Here is a 15542-nt window from a genome sequence, read left to right as displayed (position 1 = left end):
CGCTTTCATTTCGTTCTGGAAAGGCCGCGCCACTCATGCGCGGCCTTTTGTTTTAGTCAGCGTCAAGCATACCTGAACGGAACAAGACGCCTGCTGCGACTGCGCCAATGATCGGAGCAACAATGAACAACCAAAGCTGAGCTATTGCTGTGCCGCCTTCAAACAAGGCTGGCCCGATCGAACGCGCAGGGTTAACCGAGACACCAGTGATCTTGATGCCGACGAGGTGAATAACCACCAGTGTCAGGCCAATCGCCAGACCGGCGATAGCGGCGGGTGCTTTTTCACCGGTTGAGCCAAGGATAACGACCATAAAGAGGAACGTTGCCACAACTTCAAACACAAATGCCGAGGCCATGTTGTATTCACCAAGGTAGCCCGCGCCCCAGCCGTTTTGGCCAAGTCCGCCTGTGTAGCCAGCAGAGCCCGAAGCGATGATTTTGAGCACCAGTGCGGCGACGATCGCACCAGCAACCTGCGCGATGATGTATTGAATGGCTTCACCCATTTGCATACGGCCCGAGGCGACGGCGCCCAGCGAAACCGCCGGGTTGATGTGGCAACCGGAAACTGGCCCGATGCCATAGGCCATGCCAATAAGTGCGAGACCGAAGGCGAAGGAGATCCCCGCAAGGCCGATGCCGGTTGTGCCGTCAGCGCCTGCGATTACGGCTGCGCCACAGCCAAGCAGCACGAGTGTAAACGTGCCGATGAATTCTGCTGTCATTTTTTTCATTGTTACTGTCCCTTTTTAACGATGTCCTGTCATCGCATAGGCAGTATTGTCCGTAACGGGGAAGAAACAAAGAGTTTTAGCCCATTGGCGCTGTCACCAGGGGATCAGTGCCAAAGTGATGATCGGGAAGGCAACCAGAATTGCCACGCGAACGAGATCGGAAGCGACAAAATAGGTCACCGCCTTATAGGTTTCGACCATCGGTGTTTTACGGTCCATCGCGTTGATAACAAACAGGTTCATCCCGACTGGTGGGGTGATCAGCCCGACTTCGACGACGATCAGCACCAGAATGCCAAACCAGATTGCCACTTGTTCGGTGTTGACCCGTGCCAACGCGCCTTTGGAAACACCCCTCAGGCCAAGCTCGCGGGTCTGTTCGCGGGTTAGCTCCACTCCCTGCGCGAGGGTTTCCTGCGCATTTTGCAGTATGTCAGGGGCAAGGTCAGCACCGGATTTGACCAACTCTGCCAGTCGCGCGCCTTGCAAGTCGGCCATGCTGACAAAGTCGAACTCAAGTCCCTGCATAACCGGCCAGAAGATCGGGATTGTCAGCAGGATCATTGACAGGCTGTCCATCAGACAGCCGAGCAACAGGTAGAACACAAGGATCAGAACCAGCACCAGCCATGGGCTGAAGCCTTGCTCGACCACAAAGGAAGCGATCTCTTGCGGCACTTGGGTGAGAGCAAGAAAGCCGTTGTAGAACGCCGCGCCAAGGATGATGAAAAAGATCATCGCTGTTGAGCGCGCTGTAACGATAAAGCTCTCGGACAATGTGGCAAGCGTCAGCCCACCACCGAGCCACGCAATAAGGCCAGTGCCAAACGCGCCCACAGCCGCGCCTTCAGTCGGTGTGAATACACCGCGGTAGATACCGCCGACGACGAGCGCGAAGACCAGCAGAACAGGCCAAACATCAAGCAATGCGCGGAAACGCTCAATGTAGGGCATGCGTTCACGAGTGCCTGCTGAATTCGGATTGATGCGCACATATATCGAGATCGCGACGATATAGCCGAGGGCTGCGAGGATGCCAGGGATGAAAGCCGCCAGAAACAGCTTGGCGATGTTTTGCTCGGTGAGGATCGCGTAGATCACAAGCACGACGGAGGGCGGAATGAGAATGCCAAGCGTGCCGCCTGCCGCCAGTGTCGCAGTTGAAAAGCCGCCGGAATAGCCGTAGCGACGCAACTCAGGCAAAGCAACGCGGCTCATGGTTGCCGCAGTCGCCAGTGAACTGCCGCAGATTGCGCCGAAGCCGGCACAGGCCCCAACAGCCGCCATAGCCACACCGCCTTTGCGGTGTCCAAGCCAGCTTTCAGCTGCTTTGAACAGCGCTTGTGACATGCCGCCTAGTGTCGCGAAATGCCCCATCAGAAGAAACATTGGAATAATGCTCAGCGAGTAGCTTGAGAAGGTTCCGAATGTCTCGGATTTGAGCCGCGCGAAGGGAATGTTCGTATCACCCGTGACAAGCACAAGCCCGACAAGGCCAGCAAGAAACATCGCCAGCCCGATAGGCACACGCAGGAAGATCAGGCCAAGGAGAGCCGGAAACGACAGGGCTCCGATTGCAATATCGCTCAATGGTCTGCTCCTGCTTCTGTCGGTAAAATTGCCTGCCCTTGCGCCAGTTCGCCGACCCGCATGAGGCCAACATAGACCGCGACCACGGCCGCGATAATCGCACCCACAAGACTAAGCGCATAGGCGCGCCAGATCGGGAACTCTAGCAGTAGCGTTGTTTGTCCGGTGTTAAACTTGCTGAGTGTGCCCGCATAAAGCTGCACTGCGATCAGCACCATGATTGCGGCAAAAACGACGCCAGTGATTGCTGCGAGAACTCGGTTGCTTCGCGCCGACATTCTTGAAGTGAAAATATCAACCGTGGCGTGGCCGCCGGTAAGATGACAGAGCGGCAGGAAAGCAAAAATTGCAAAAGCTATGCCGGCTTCGATAAGCTCGAAGTCGCCGTTGATTGCACCGATACCAACATCAAGCAGCCAGTTAGAAAACCCGGGCGCGATGCTTTGCATCCAGTCGTCGTGCAAAAAACTGTTAAGGTTGCGCCCGACGACGGAAAGGCAGGTGAGCAATATGAGAGCTGTCAGCATCACGCCGCCCAAATAGGCCATTGCCCGCGACAGGATCATCATCATTCGGTACATAGTGCTCTCCGGCGGCATGGGGCAAAAAGGGCCACCGCTACATGTGCAGTGGCCCTGATCTGTGGAGTTTACTTGCTTGCGGCGTGTTCGGCCATAAGCGCTTTAGCTTCGTCGATGAGCGCTTGCCCGTCGATACCTTTGCTCTCCATATCGGCCAACCAAGCCTCAACAACCGGCTTTGCTGTCTCGGCCCAAACGGCAGACTCTTCTGCAGTCAAAGTTGTGATCTCATTGCCGTTGTCGACAGCTGCTTCGCGTGAAGGCGTGTCAAACGCTTGCATCTTCGTGCCCGCAAACACAGAGAACTCAAGGCCCGAGTTTTTGTCGATAACCGCTTTCAGATCATCTGACAGGCCATTGTAGGCGTCGTTGTTCATCGCCAAGACAAAAGTCACGGTGTAAAGCGCGGGGCCGGTGAACTCGGTGTGGTAGTCTACCAGTTCAGGCACTTTCAACGAACCGGTCACTTCCCAAGGGATAACCGTCGCGTCGATCACACCTTTTGAGAGCGCTTCCGGGATCGCCGGAACCGGCATGCCCACTGGCTCGGCGCCAACAGATGTCAGCAACGCGTTAACCTGCCGTGACGGGCCGCGCACTTTGAGGCCGCTCATGTCTGCTGGTGTTTTCACAGGCTCGCTTGAGTGGATAACCCCGGGGCCGTGAACCCATGTGCCAAGGATGTGCACATCCTTGAAGCTGTCGCGCATGTGTTTGTCATACATCTTCCAGTAAGCGTATGAGGCGTCACCTGCGTCGGTCATCATGAACGGAAGCTCGAACACTTCTGTATGCGGGAAGCGGCCCGGCGTGTAGCCAACCACTGTCCAGACGATGTCAGCAATCCCGTCAACCGCTTGGTCAAGAAGTTCAGGCGGCTTGCCACCAAGTTGCATGCTTGGGAAATGATCAATCTTGATGCGACCGCCTGAGTCCTTTTCGACGTTAGCCGCCCAGACATCCAGGACGTGCTTTGGCACGTTGGCTTGCGCTGGCAAGAACTGGTGCATTTTAAGCGTTACTTCTTGCGCAAATGCGCCTGTGGCAGTCATAGCCGCAAATGCAGCCCCCGTCAGCGCACCTGTCAGCGCAGTCATTACTGTTCTACGTGTTGTCATGGTTTCCTCCCTTAGACATCCGTTATGGACGATCTTGTAATGTGATCGCCCGACAAAAGCAGATCGGGCGAGCATGGTCACCCACTTTTTCTGCAAATTTCGTAACCATCTAGTGTTTTGTTAACTTTTTTCCGCCTTGTAGGCGACCATTGTTAGCAGTTCATATTCGGCAACCGGCTCATTTTCTTGGTTGGTTAGACGCACATGCCAACGCACCTCGCCATAGTCATCATTGCGCGGGGTCTTATGCTTGACAGTAAGTGCAACTTTGATGCTATCGCCCGCCTCAACCGGCTTCATAAAGCGTAGGTTATCAAGCCCCGTGTTCGCCAGAACCGGCCCCTCGTTTGGCTCAACAAACATACCGGCTGCGAAGGAAAGTAAGAGATAACCGTGCGCAACGCGTCCGGGGAAGAACGGGTTTCGCTCTGCCGCTGCCTGATCCATGTGAGCATAGAAATTGTCGCCCGTGAACTCGGCGAAATGCTCGATGTCTTCCATGCTTATGAGGCGCGGTTCAGTGTGCAGGGTTTGACCAAGCGAAAGCTCGCCAAAGTGCTGCGTAAACGGGTGCTGTGGCTTGCTCGGCTGTGCCGCGTTTGGCACCCAGCGGCCCGTGACGCTTGTGAGGATATCAGGGCTACCCTGAATAGCCGTGCGCTGCATAAAGTGCTTCACACCGCGAATGCCGCCGAGTTCCTCACCACCGCCAGCACGCCCCGGGCCACCATGCACCATATGCGGCATAGGCGCGCCGTGGCCTGTGCTTTCGTTCATGCTGTCACGGTTGTTGATGTAAAGCCTACCGTGGAAAGCACCAGAACCGAGCGCAACTTCACGGGCGACGTTGTTGTCATGGGTGATCAGCGACGCGACAAGGCTGCCCTGCCCTTTGTTTGCAAGCTGCACAGCATGCGCCACATCGCGATAGCCCATGATCGTGGAAACAGGGCCGAATGCCTCGGTGTTGTGGATGTTTTGCGCAGCGTCCGGGTTTGCGCAGTGAAACAACATCGGTGAGACGAAGGCGCCGTTTTCACAGCCGTTGCCGATGGTATCAACCGTATCACTGCCAAACACCCGTTCGGCTTCACTTCCAATAAGTGAAGCCTTTTCAAGCACATCAGCTTTCTGGCTTGTCGAGACAAGCGCGCCCATGCGCACACCCTCGGCTTGCGGATCACCGACCGTGACTTTGGCAAGCTGCTCTGACAAAGCCTCAATCACTGGCTGCACCAACCCGTCAGGGGCGATGATGCGGCGAATGGCGGTGCATTTCTGGCCCGCCTTGGTTGTCATTTCACGCGTCGCTTCCTTGATGAACAGCGCAAACTCCGGGGTGTCGGGCGTGGCGTCGGGGCCAAGGATCGACGCATTGAGACTGTCTTGCTCGGCGGTAAAACGCACGCCGTTTTGCATCAGGTTGGCGTTGCCGCGCAGCTTCATCGCGGTGTCGGCAGAGCCGGTGAAGGTCACCGCGTCTTGGCAATTGAGCATATCGAGCGTGTTGCCGATTCCGCCTGTGACGAGCTGCAAAGCACCCTCCGGCAAGAGGCCGCTCTCTAGCATCATCCGCACACAGAGCTCGGTGACATAACAACTGACAGTCGCGGGTTTAACCACCGACGGCACACCAGCAAGCAAGCTCGGCGCGACTTTTTCAAGCATCCCCCAAACGGGGAAGTTGAAGGCGTTGATATGCACCGCGACGCCTTGCAGCGGGGTGTAGATATGCTGGCCAAGGAAGGTGCCGTTGCGGCTGAGGTGCTCGATGTCGCCGTCAACATAGACGTGATCATCCGGCATCTCGCGACGGCCCTTTGAGGCGTAGACAAACATCGTGCCGATGCCGCCGTCGATATCAACAAGGTGGTCTTTTTGCGTAGCACCCGTGGCGAAGGAAATGTCATAAAGCTCTTGCTTGCGGGTGCTCAGGTAAGCGGCCAGAGCCTTGAGCATGCGAGCGCGATCATGAAAGGTCATCGCCCGTAGTGCCGGCCCGCCTTTGGAGCGGCCAAACTCAAGCATCGCGGCATAATCAAGCCCGTCATTACCAGCCCGCGCAAACACCTCACCCGTTACTGCATTGGCGATGTTGCGTGCCCCGGTGCCTGGGCTAACCCACTCTCCATGCACAAAGCTCTGAATGTCTTGCTGGCTCATTTCGGTCTCCCCCCGATTCGCCATTTAATATTGACCGACCGGTTGGTTTATGCAAGCCTTCTCGGAAACAACCAATGTCTTGGGAGGGGCGTTTTGATGACAGTCTTGGTGGAGGACCACGGCAACTGGGTTGAAATTACGCTCAACCGTCCAGACCGCATGAACAGCTTTAACGAGGTTATGCACGGAGAGATGCGTGCCGCTTTGAGCGCAGCCAAAGCCAGGCGCGCGGTGCTCATCACTGGCGCTGGTCGTGGTTTTTGCGCGGGGCAGGATTTGGGTGATCGTGACCCTTCAAAGATGGACGGCCCACCCGACCTCGGCAAAACTGTGCGCGACTTTTGGGCGCCGCTTGTGCGCCAGATCCGAACCTTGGAGATGCCTGTGGTTTGCGCGGTGAACGGCGTTGCGGCGGGGGCCGGATCTTCACTAGCGCTCAACTGTGACATGGTGTTCGCCGCTGAATCAGCGCGCTTCATCCAGTCTTTCGCTAAGGTCGGCTTGATCCCTGACACCGGCGGCAGCTGGCAGCTCACACGCCTGCTCGGCCCCGCCCGTGCGCGCGGGTTGGCCATGACAGCCGACCCCTTGAGCGCCACACAAGCGGCAGATTGGGGTCTGATCTGGAAGGCTGTGCCAGACGATGAGCTGATGAACGAAGCCCGTGCCACGACAGCGAAGCTCGCCGATGGGCCGACCTTTGGCCTGGCCAGCACCAAACGCGCCATCGACGCCGCCGCGACCAACACTTTGGACGAACAGTTGGAGCTTGAGGCCGACCTGATGAAAGCCTGTGGCGAGAGCGCGGACTATGCCGAAGGTGTTGCTGCTTTCCTCGGCAAAAGAGCACCGGAGTATCAGGGCAAATGAAGAGCATCGCAGAACGATCAGCCGAAGCCATGTGGGAAGGCGACGAAGCCTCAAAGTGGCTCGGTTTTGAAATAGCCTCCGTTAGCGAAGGCGCAGCGACGCTTGAGATGACGGTCGAGAAACACCACTGCAACGGCCACGGAATGTGCCACGGCGGCATCACTTTTGCCCTTGCCGACAGCGCCTTTGCCTTTGCGTGCAACTCGCGTAACCAAGCCACTGTTGCGCAGCAAAATGCCATCACCTACCTCGCCCCCGGCGCGCTCGGTGACAGGCTCACAGCCACGGCACGCGAGGTGAGCCTAACAGGACGCTCAGGCATCTATGACGTCACCGTCAGCACCGGAGCCGGAACAGTTATCGCCGAGTTTCGCGGCCATTCGCGCGCGATCAAAGGCCAGCTATTTGAGGACAAGACATGAAAGACCTAACACCAAGCCGCGACAGCCTTGACCCAATCGAGATCGCCAGCCGAGACGAGATACAGGCGCTGCAACTTGAGCGCATGAAGTGGTCGCTCAAGCATGCCTACGACAACGTGCCGATGTACAAAAAGCGCTTTGATGAGGCGGGGGTGCACCCTGATGATCTCAAAGACCTCAAAGACCTCGCGAAGTTCCCGTTCACCTACAAGAACGACCTGCGCGACAACTACCCCTTTGGCCTGAGCGCTGTGCCGCGTGAAAAGCTAGCGCGCATTCATGCCTCGTCAGGCACCACAGGCAAGCCGACTGTCGTTGTTTACACCAAAAACGACATCGACGTTTGGGCCGACACTTTGGCGCGCAGCCTGCGGGCTTCGGGGCTTAAGGCCGGCGACACGGTGCACAACGCATACGGTTACGGGCTGTTCACAGGTGGTCTCGGCGCGCATTACGGCATCGAAAAACTCGGCGCGACTGTGGTGCCGATGGGCGGCGGGCAGACCGAAAAACAAGTTGGTCTGATCACCGATTTCGAGCCAAAAGGCATCATGGTGACGCCATCCTACATGCTCAACATCCTCGAAGGCTTTCACAAAGCGGGGATAGATCCGCGAAGTTCCTCACTGCAAGTCGGCATCTTTGGCGCCGAGCCTTGGACCAACGCCATGCGCCTTGAAGTCGAAGAGGCCTTTGATATGCACGCTGTCGACATCTACGGGCTAAGCGAGATCATGGGGCCGGGTGTTGCCAACGAGTGCGTCGAGACCAAAGACGGACTGCATGTTTGGGAGGATCACTACTACCCCGAGATCATCAACCCCGCGACAGGTGAAGTTGTTGAAGACGGCGAGGAAGGCGAGCTGGTGTTCACCACACTGACCAAGGAAGGCATGCCGATGATCCGCTATCGCACCCGCGATCTGACGCGCTTGTTGCCTGGCACCGCGCGCAGCATGCGGCGGATGGAGAAGATCACCGGCCGCTCTGATGACATGATCATCCTGCGCGGTGTGAACGTGTTTCCGACCCAGATCGAAGAGCAGGTTATGGCGACAGGTGGCCTCGCGCCCTACTTCCAGATCGAGCTTTATAAATCAGGCCGGATGGATGCGATGCGGGTGTTGGTTGAGGCTGATGCACGAACCGCTGACGAGTTGTCAAAAACCGCCGCCGCACGGATGCTGACCAAACACATCAAAGATATGGTCGGGGTTTCGACAGAGGTTGTCGTCGGTGATCCCGGCTCTGTTGCACGCTCGCAAGGCAAGGCTGTGCGCGTCGTTGACAAGCGCGGGAACTAAGCCGTGGCCCGCAGCATTGCACATGACTATGGCGACAAACGCCAAGCTATCTTGCGCACCGCGGCACGGCTGTTTGCCGATGAAGGCTATGGCCGCGCGTCGATGTCACTTGTGGCTCAGAGCTGCGGGATATCGAAGGCCAATATCTACCACTACTACCCGAGCAAAGACGCGCTGCTGTTTGATATCCTGGAGAGCCACCTGCGCGAGTTGCGCGACCGCATTGTTGGCTTGCAGTTTGTGAGCGACGACCCGCGCGAACAACTCCGCGAGATCATCACCGAAGTGCTGCTAACCTATCAAGGCGCCGATGCCGAACATGATGTAATGCTGAGCGCCATGCAGGCGCTGCCGGACGACAAACAAGCCGTACTGCACGGCTACCAAAAGGAAGTCACTGCCGCCGGCCGCAACAGGCTTGCGGCGATCTGCCCTGCTGATGTCGGCAACGACCGCGCCAAACTCTGGGCGCTGACGATGTCGATCTTCGGGATGCTGAACTGGCACTACAAGTGGAGCAGCGCGGCAGATGAAGCCCAGCGCCGCGAGTATGCTGACCTGATCAGCGATATGGTGATTGGTGGGGTGGGCAACTTGTAAGCCTTCAACGCAAAAGGCCCCGACATTTCTGCCGAGGCCCCTCGTTTAGCTACAAGAATAAGAAAGACTTAGTCTTCTTTTTTCTCTTTGGCTTCTGGCGCAACTTCTTCGCCGGTTTCCTGATCGACAACTTTCATCGACAGGCGCACCTTGCCGCGATCGTCAAAGCCCAAGAGCTTCACTTTCACGTCTTGGCCCTCTTTCAGAACGTCTGAAGGGTGGTTCAAGCGGCGGTTTTCGATTTGCGAAACGTGCACGAGGCCGTCGCGCTTGCCGAAGAAGTTAACGAAGGCGCCGAAGTCGACGATCTTCACAACTTTACCGTCGTAGACTTTGCCTTCTTCCGGCTCGGCAACGATTGAGTGGATCATGTCGTAGGCCTTCTTGATCGCTTCGCCGTTTGGTGACGCGATCTTGATGATGCCTTCGTCGTTGATGTCAACTTTAGCACCTGACACTTCAACGATTTCACGGATCACTTTACCGCCCGAACCGATCACTTCACGGATCTTGTCGGTTGGAACCTGCATTGTCTCGATGCGTGGCGCGTGGATCGAGAAGTCAGCCGCGCCGGACAGCGCTTTGTTCATCTCGTCAAGGATATGAAGGCGGCCCTCTTTCGCTTGCGCGAGGGCTTTCTCCATGATCTCTGGCGTGATGCCCGCAACTTTGATGTCCATCTGAAGTGACGTGATGCCTTCGGCAGTACCCGCAACTTTGAAGTCCATATCGCCGAGGTGATCTTCGTCACCCAAGATGTCGGTCAGAACCGCGTAAGAGCCGTCTTCCTCAAGAATGAGGCCCATAGCAACACCGGCAACAGCCGCTTTAAGCGGAACACCTGCGTCCATCATAGCGAGCGAGCCGCCACAGACAGAAGCCATAGATGACGAGCCGTTTGACTCGGTGATCTCTGACACCAAACGAACTGTGTAAGGGAAGTCGGTTGCTGCAGGCAGTACCGCCTGAAGCGCGCGCCAAGCCAGCTTACCATGACCAATTTCGCGGCGGCCGGGAGGGCCCACGCGACCAGCTTCACCAACCGAATAGGGAGGGAAGTTGTAGTGCAGCAGGAAGTTTGACTTGAAGTTGCCGTGCAGCGCGTCGATGAATTGCTCATCGTCGCCGGTGCCGAGCGTTGTCACAACGAGGCCTTGCGTTTCACCACGTGTGAAAAGCGCTGAGCCGTGTGTGCGTGGCAGGATGCCTGTTTCGCTGACAATCGGGCGCACGGTGTCGAGGGCACGGCCGTCGATACGCTTGCCGGTTTTGACAACGTCGCCGCGCAGGATGCCCGCTTCGAGCTTCTTCATCGCTGAACCGAGGTTCACGTCATCACGCTGCTCATCGGTGAGAGCCGCCATAACAACTTCACGTGCAGCTGCGACAGCCGTTGTGCGCTCTTGCTTGTCAGTGTTTGCGAAAGCAGCGCGCATGTCTTTCTCGCCAGCTTTTTTCACAGCTTCATAAAGCTCTGAGTAGTCAGCAGGCTGGAAGTCAAACGGCTCTTTCGCAGCGTCTTCGGCCAGATCAATGATGCAGTCGATGACTGGCTGGATGTTGTCGTGGGCAAACTTAACCGCGCCGAGCATTTCTGCTTCGGTCAGCTCATAAGCTTCTGACTCAACCATCATCACCGCGTCTTTGGTACCAGCAACGACAAGATCAAGGCGCTGATCAGGGTTGTTGCGGAGGTCTTGCATGTCATCAACCGTCGGGTTGAGGATATACTCACCGTCTTCAAAGCCAACGCGCGCACAGGCGATCGGGCCCATAAACGGTGCGCCAGAAATTGTCAGAGCCGCTGAAGCCGCGATCATCGCAACCATGTCAGGGTCATTGACGAGATCATGCGAAAGTACGGTGCACATCACCAGAACTTCGTTTTTGAAGCCAGGAACAAACAGCGGGCGAATTGGACGGTCGATAAGACGCGCAGTCAGCGTCTCTTTTTCAGTCGGGCGCGCTTCACGCTTGAAGAAGCCACCAGGGATCTTACCCGCGGCATAGTATTTCTCTTGGTAGTGAACTGTCAGCGGGAAGAAGTCCTGACCCGGCTTTTGCTTCTTGGCAAAAGTCACAGCGGCCATAACCGACGTTTCACCCAATGTGGCGATGACACAGCCATCAGCCTGACGGGCAATCTTGCCCGTTTCGAGTGTCAGCGTTTCTTCGCCCCACTCGATCGATTTCTTAGTTACGTTAAACATATCGTTTCCTTGTAGGAGCACTCACAGGCGTATCCCGTGTCTCCTGTTTGAATGGCGGCCCCATTGCCGCCGGCCCTTAACTATCATGCGTTGAAGCGCCAGAGCCTCGGCACTTCCTTTCAGATGTGGCGGCCATACAGGAGTTTGGGGCGTTTGGAAACAAGGATTTTGTCAAACATCGTGCCGTGTAGAGGGTGTTTTTAACCAGTTGCTAGAATTTCTGTGCAAGACTAGGCAAGTTAACGACGAACCAAGCCATTTTGACCAGACGAGATTATCTCATGCGCCTCCCTTTAGTTCTTCTCTTTACCTTGGTGTTGTCCGGTGCCGCTCAGGCTCAAACATCCGCAAAACCGGTGCCGCGCATCCTTGCGATTGGCGACAGCTACATGGCGTGGCATCGTGGTGTCGAGCAGTCGATCGCGGACATAGCTGCAAAGGAACTCGGCGAGCCGGTGCTAAACCACTCGGTGTCAGGTGCGCGGATCATTTATGGGCTACCAATTTCCGGCGCGATGGGTTTCAAAATCGGAACCCAGTTTCGCGGTGGGCCCTATGACTGGGTGATCGTCACCGGCGGCGGCAACGACTTTATGCTCGGATGTGGCTGCGGCGCTTGCGAGCGGCGCATGGAGCGGCTTGTTTCCAAAGACGGCCGCAAAGGCGAAGTGCCCACATTGGTTGCCAAAATTCGCCAGTCAGGCGCGCGTGTTGTTTTCCTCGGCTACCTGCGCAGCCCCGGTTTCGGCTCTCCGATCGAAAACTGCAAAGACGAAGGCGACATCTATGATGCCCGCCTCAAAGCGCTTTCCAAACGCGACAAAGGCGTCTTTTTCCTTCCGCAAGCAAAACTGGTGCCGAAAGGTGATCTAAGCTTTCACAGCGCCGACAGGATTCATCCTTCGCGCAAGGCCAGTAAGCTGATCGGTGAAGAAATTGCCAGACTCATTCGTAAAGTTGACCGGAGCCGCTAACAAAGGTGTGAACCGGCCTAAGCTTGATCAGGGCAGGCTCTGCCGTTAGGCTTGTAGCAACGCGAAAGGCCAAAAATGCTCCGTATTCTGACACTCGCTGCCGCCCTTTTCGGCCTCTTCTTTGCCGCCCCTGCCAGCGCGGATATCGACGGGTTGCTGGCCTCTGATACCGCGCCCGTCGGGGTGGTGTTCGAGGTGGTGGAAGGTGACGAAAGCGCGCTTAGCTGGGTGTTGCCACGCATAGAGCGCTACTCCAAACGGCTGCGCGACAGGTTCCCTGACGTGAAAATAGCGGTTGTCACCCACGGCAGCGAGCAGTTTGGCCTCACTCAGAACTTTTCCGGCCCGAAAGCACAAAAGATCAGCCGCAAAGCCTTGCAAATGTCGAGCACCGGCACCGAGTTACACGTTTGCGGAGGCCATGCCGCGATGCGAGATGTTCCAGCTTCTGCTTTTCCCGCGCATATCAATGTTGCTGATTCTGGCCCTGAGCAAGTGCGGGCGCTGCGAGCCGAGGGATACGCTCTGGTGCAGATCAGGAAGTAACACAAAGAAAAACCGCGCCTCCTTGCGGGGACGCGGTTGTCATAAATTCTTGCAATCAATCAAGCTTAAAGCGTCTCGCCACTATCTTATGACAGGATCAAAGCGAGGCGCTGCATGACATGCCAGCCTGGTGGGTGCTACGCGCAAAATCTTGAGTTAATTTTACGCGAAACACTTTAGCGGCGGATGCCGAGGCGCTTGATGAGGTCTTGGTAACGCGCTTCGTCTTTGGCTTTTGTATAGTCCAGAAGCTTACGGCGCAGAGCAACCATTTTCAAAAGGCCACGGCGACCGTGGTTGTCTTTTTTGTGGGTTTTGAAGTGCTCAGTCAGCGTTGTGATACGTGATGTAAGGATAGCAACCTGAACTTCAGGTGAGCCTGTATCGCCTTCTTTGGTGGCGAATTCTTTCATCAAACGTGTTTTTTCTTCTACTGTAATCGACATCGGGGTCTCCTTAAAAAAGTGTTTCGTTCGGGCGCGAGCCGGGATGTCGTCCAGCAAGGTCCATGAGAGGTGTTCACCCGAGAGGGGCAGAACAATGCGGCGTATAGGCCGATTCATTTGAAATGAAAAGAAAAACCTTCAAAGGCGGCTCTAAGGCTATGCGCCGAACAGCGTTGCCGCATCGGCGTGCCCCATGATCAGTAGATGATCAAAAGTCACTGGCACTTGAGAGTTTATTGCAGCAACAAGTTCGCCGTTGAGCAGAACATGAGTGACATCTTCATCAAATGCATCGGCGAGAAGCGTAACGTCGGGGTCCGCAGCACCTTCTTCGCCGTCAAAGACAACAATCAAGCGATCATCCTCTGGCGTAAAGTCTTGCACTCGCACCTCTTCTCCGGCTTCGATCCAGTCGCCAACCACAATATCATCGGAGCCAAGGCCTGCTGTCACAACGTCGTTGCTGCCGGCGATAATGTTGTCGTTTCCGGCACCGCCATTCAGGAAATCGGTGCTGCCACCATCGCGACCATCGAGCACGTCGTCACCCGTGCCGCCAAACAGTGTATCTTCGCCCGCGCCCCCTGTTAGGCTGTCGTTATCAAGCCCGCCGTGTAGTGCGTCGTCGCCCGCATCACCCGTGAGCGCATCTTGTCCGCTGCCACCATGCAAAACATCATCGCCAAGACCGCCATCAAGCGTGTCATCATCTTCATGTCCGTAAAGGTCGTCATCATCGGCATCGCCAAACAGCGCGTCTTGGCCTGCGCCACCGTGCAACGAATCCTGACCGAGACCGCCAAACAACTCATCATCACCGTCCGCACCGTAGAGATCATCATCGCCGCTATCACCCTCGACAAAGTCATCGCCGTCATAGCCGTTCATCTGGTCATCACCGCTGGTGCCGCTCATGACATTACCCTCAGCATCGCCAGAGCTGATTTCTCCGATATCGAGACCGGCATCTAGTAAAGCGGACACAGGTGCACTGCTCTCCGAGGGTGTTTCGGGCTGAGCGTCGTCAATGTCTGTAGAGTCATCAAACCCTATAAACACAGTGGCGCCTACAACCGCCATACCCATAAGACCAACAAGGACGAGCATCATCCGACTCCAATAAACCCGACCTATTCATAGGCCGAATCTGACATATTCGTCAAAACTTTAACGTCCAAATGGTTAACGACCGCTTTCGATCTGATCGACAATTTGACCGGCCCACTCGCCGATCACAGGAATAAACTCGATCTGGCCAACCCAGTAAACCAGCATCGACACCAGCAAGGTTGCACCCAGCACCGAGCCAAGACCAAAGAACAACCCGCGCATAAAGTTGAACCCAAGCAACCGCCACAAAGAGTTATGCAGCGTCACAAAGCGGTGCGTGTTGAGGCGCTCTACTTCTTGTGTAAGCCGTTCAACAGCATGTTGCATTTCTTCAGGTGTCTTTTCAGTCATCTTAAAACCGCCCTCAAAACCACAGTTCAGGTTGCTGCGTGTAAGCAATATATAGCGGATGCTTTGGATGGCCAGCTTTTGTCAGGCCGAGGTGTGACACAGGCAAGCCGGTTGCGCGCAGCACGGCTTGCATTGACGCGCCCCTCCCGAGGTGATCACCATGCGCGCCCCAAGCCGCGATGATCTGATCCGCCCAAGCGCAGCCTTCAGCAATGATCCGGTCATTTTCCGGCCCGACAGGCTCGGCAGCGGCGCGCATGTTCTTCGGATCAGTGTCACGCCATGCAAAGATATTGGTCACTTGAAACGCCCCGAATCCAAGCGCTCGCGCCCGTCGCTCACAGCGCTCAACTGTCGGGTCATTTTGCATCTCGGTCGCCGTCGAGGGGTTGAGCATAATGAACAACACGCGGCGGCCCTCAGGCTCCCAGACGCGCGTCAGGCTATAACGATATCGCTCGCAATCCGAGTAAACAGCCGTTGAAGGCGCGTCGCCTTTGGTGTGGGTTCGTTCAATCATC

16 protein-coding genes are annotated in these 15542 nt (G+C 56.3%); 6 read left to right on the top strand and 10 right to left on the bottom strand.

The features are described 5' to 3' along the window. Positions 1-52: 52 nt before the first annotated feature. From aqpZ to paaZ, 5 genes are all read right to left on the bottom strand, one after another. Complete coding sequence (gene aqpZ, locus KO498_RS05805) at positions 53-736, bottom strand: aquaporin Z (RefSeq protein ID WP_215958936.1); 684 nt, start codon at positions 734-736, stop codon at positions 53-55. Between the two features lie 93 nt (positions 737-829). After that, on the bottom strand, positions 830-2326 hold the full coding sequence (locus KO498_RS05800; RefSeq protein ID WP_215958935.1) for a TRAP transporter large permease: 1497 nt from the start codon (positions 2324-2326) through the stop codon (positions 830-832). After that, positions 2323-2907, bottom strand: a complete 585-nt coding sequence (locus KO498_RS05795) for a TRAP transporter small permease (protein WP_215958934.1) — start codon at positions 2905-2907, stop codon at positions 2323-2325. Before KO498_RS05795 ends, KO498_RS05800 begins: the two co-directional genes overlap by 4 nt. A 68-nt stretch (positions 2908-2975) precedes the next feature. Beyond that, positions 2976-4025 (bottom strand): TRAP transporter substrate-binding protein, encoded by a 1050-nt coding sequence (locus tag KO498_RS05790; RefSeq protein WP_215958933.1) that lies wholly within the window; start codon positions 4023-4025, stop codon positions 2976-2978. A gap of 120 nt (positions 4026-4145) precedes the next feature. Continuing rightward, positions 4146-6188: a phenylacetic acid degradation bifunctional protein PaaZ gene (paaZ, locus tag KO498_RS05785; protein WP_215958932.1), complete on the bottom strand. Its 2043-nt coding sequence runs from the start codon at positions 6186-6188 to the stop codon at positions 4146-4148. A 96-nt stretch (positions 6189-6284) separates the two neighbouring features. Between paaZ and paaG the strand changes: the two genes are divergently transcribed. The 4 genes from paaG to KO498_RS05765 are packed head-to-tail and all read left to right on the top strand — an operon-like array spanning position 6285 to position 9384. Next, on the top strand, positions 6285-7058 hold the full coding sequence (gene paaG / locus KO498_RS05780) for a 2-(1,2-epoxy-1,2-dihydrophenyl)acetyl-CoA isomerase PaaG (protein WP_215958931.1): 774 nt from the start codon (positions 6285-6287) through the stop codon (positions 7056-7058). Beyond that, entirely contained in the window at positions 7055-7480 is a 426-nt protein-coding gene (gene paaI, locus KO498_RS05775; RefSeq protein WP_215958930.1) for a hydroxyphenylacetyl-CoA thioesterase PaaI, read from the top strand. The genes paaG and paaI overlap by 4 nt, the downstream gene beginning before the upstream one ends. Further along, positions 7477-8784 (top strand): phenylacetate--CoA ligase PaaK, encoded by a 1308-nt coding sequence (gene paaK / locus KO498_RS05770; RefSeq protein WP_215958929.1) that lies wholly within the window; start codon positions 7477-7479, stop codon positions 8782-8784. The genes paaI and paaK overlap by 4 nt, the downstream gene beginning before the upstream one ends. Before the next feature lie 3 nt (positions 8785-8787). Next, the gene (locus tag KO498_RS05765) at positions 8788-9384 is read left to right on the top strand and encodes a TetR/AcrR family transcriptional regulator (RefSeq protein WP_215958928.1); all 597 of its coding nucleotides are present in this window, start codon (positions 8788-8790) and stop codon (positions 9382-9384) included. Between the two features lie 68 nt (positions 9385-9452). Here KO498_RS05765 and pnp read toward each other — a convergent pair whose 3' ends face one another. After that, entirely contained in the window at positions 9453-11594 is a 2142-nt protein-coding gene (gene pnp, locus KO498_RS05760; RefSeq protein ID WP_215958927.1) for a polyribonucleotide nucleotidyltransferase, read from the bottom strand. 281 nt (positions 11595-11875) lie between these two features. Here pnp and KO498_RS05755 point away from each other — a divergent pair, with 281 nt between their 5' ends. Continuing rightward, positions 11876-12568 (top strand): SGNH/GDSL hydrolase family protein, encoded by a 693-nt coding sequence (locus tag KO498_RS05755; RefSeq protein ID WP_215958926.1) that lies wholly within the window; start codon positions 11876-11878, stop codon positions 12566-12568. 75 nt (positions 12569-12643) lie between these two features. Then, complete coding sequence (locus tag KO498_RS05750) at positions 12644-13114, top strand: DsrE family protein (RefSeq protein ID WP_215958925.1); 471 nt, start codon at positions 12644-12646, stop codon at positions 13112-13114. Positions 13115-13290: 176 nt separating this feature from the next. On the opposite strand, the gene rpsO is transcribed toward KO498_RS05750, so the two are convergent. The 4 genes from rpsO to KO498_RS05730 form a co-directional block, all read right to left on the bottom strand. Beyond that, a complete protein-coding gene (gene rpsO / locus KO498_RS05745) occupies positions 13291-13560 on the bottom strand; it encodes a 30S ribosomal protein S15 (protein WP_215958924.1) in 270 nt (89 codons plus the stop codon). Positions 13561-13716: 156 nt separating this feature from the next. Beyond that, a complete protein-coding gene (locus tag KO498_RS18330; protein ID WP_289847823.1) occupies positions 13717-14667 on the bottom strand; it encodes a calcium-binding protein in 951 nt (316 codons plus the stop codon). Between the two features lie 75 nt (positions 14668-14742). Further along, a complete protein-coding gene (locus tag KO498_RS05735; protein WP_252731289.1) occupies positions 14743-15021 on the bottom strand; it encodes a DUF5665 domain-containing protein in 279 nt (92 codons plus the stop codon). Positions 15022-15034: 13 nt separating this feature from the next. Further along, a complete protein-coding gene (locus KO498_RS05730; RefSeq protein WP_215958922.1) occupies positions 15035-15541 on the bottom strand; it encodes a DUF1643 domain-containing protein in 507 nt (168 codons plus the stop codon). Between the last annotated feature and the right edge of the window lies 1 nt (position 15542).

This window comes from Lentibacter algarum, assembly GCF_018860975.1.
Lineage (GTDB): Bacteria > Pseudomonadota > Alphaproteobacteria > Rhodobacterales > Rhodobacteraceae > Lentibacter > Lentibacter algarum_A.
This window is presented reverse-complemented; position numbering and strand designations above follow the sequence as displayed.

What these genes read in the sequence shown, in the direction of transcription:
- aqpZ (WP_215958936.1), bottom strand. Translation starts at nt 736, where the DNA reads ATGAAAAAAATGACAGCAGAATTCATCGGCACGTTTACACTCGTGCTG.
- KO498_RS05795 (WP_215958934.1), bottom strand. Translation starts at nt 2,907, where the DNA reads ATGTACCGAATGATGATGATCCTGTCGCGGGCAATGGCCTATTTGGGC.
- KO498_RS05790 (WP_215958933.1), bottom strand. Translation starts at nt 4,025, where the DNA reads ATGACAACACGTAGAACAGTAATGACTGCGCTGACAGGTGCGCTGACG.
- paaZ (WP_215958932.1), bottom strand. Translation starts at nt 6,188, where the DNA reads ATGAGCCAGCAAGACATTCAGAGCTTTGTGCATGGAGAGTGGGTTAGC.
- paaG (WP_215958931.1), top strand. Translation starts at nt 6,285, where the DNA reads ATGACAGTCTTGGTGGAGGACCACGGCAACTGGGTTGAAATTACGCTC.
- paaI (WP_215958930.1), top strand. Translation starts at nt 7,055, where the DNA reads ATGAAGAGCATCGCAGAACGATCAGCCGAAGCCATGTGGGAAGGCGAC.
- paaK (WP_215958929.1), top strand. Translation starts at nt 7,477, where the DNA reads ATGAAAGACCTAACACCAAGCCGCGACAGCCTTGACCCAATCGAGATC.
- pnp (WP_215958927.1), bottom strand. Translation starts at nt 11,594, where the DNA reads ATGTTTAACGTAACTAAGAAATCGATCGAGTGGGGCGAAGAAACGCTG.
- KO498_RS05755 (WP_215958926.1), top strand. Translation starts at nt 11,876, where the DNA reads ATGCGCCTCCCTTTAGTTCTTCTCTTTACCTTGGTGTTGTCCGGTGCC.
- KO498_RS05750 (WP_215958925.1), top strand. Translation starts at nt 12,644, where the DNA reads ATGCTCCGTATTCTGACACTCGCTGCCGCCCTTTTCGGCCTCTTCTTT.
- rpsO (WP_215958924.1), bottom strand. Translation starts at nt 13,560, where the DNA reads ATGTCGATTACAGTAGAAGAAAAAACACGTTTGATGAAAGAATTCGCC.
- KO498_RS18330 (WP_289847823.1), bottom strand. Translation starts at nt 14,667, where the DNA reads ATGCTCGTCCTTGTTGGTCTTATGGGTATGGCGGTTGTAGGCGCCACT.
- KO498_RS05735 (WP_252731289.1), bottom strand. Translation starts at nt 15,021, where the DNA reads ATGACTGAAAAGACACCTGAAGAAATGCAACATGCTGTTGAACGGCTT.
- KO498_RS05730 (WP_215958922.1), bottom strand. Translation starts at nt 15,541, where the DNA reads ATGATTGAACGAACCCACACCAAAGGCGACGCGCCTTCAACGGCTGTT.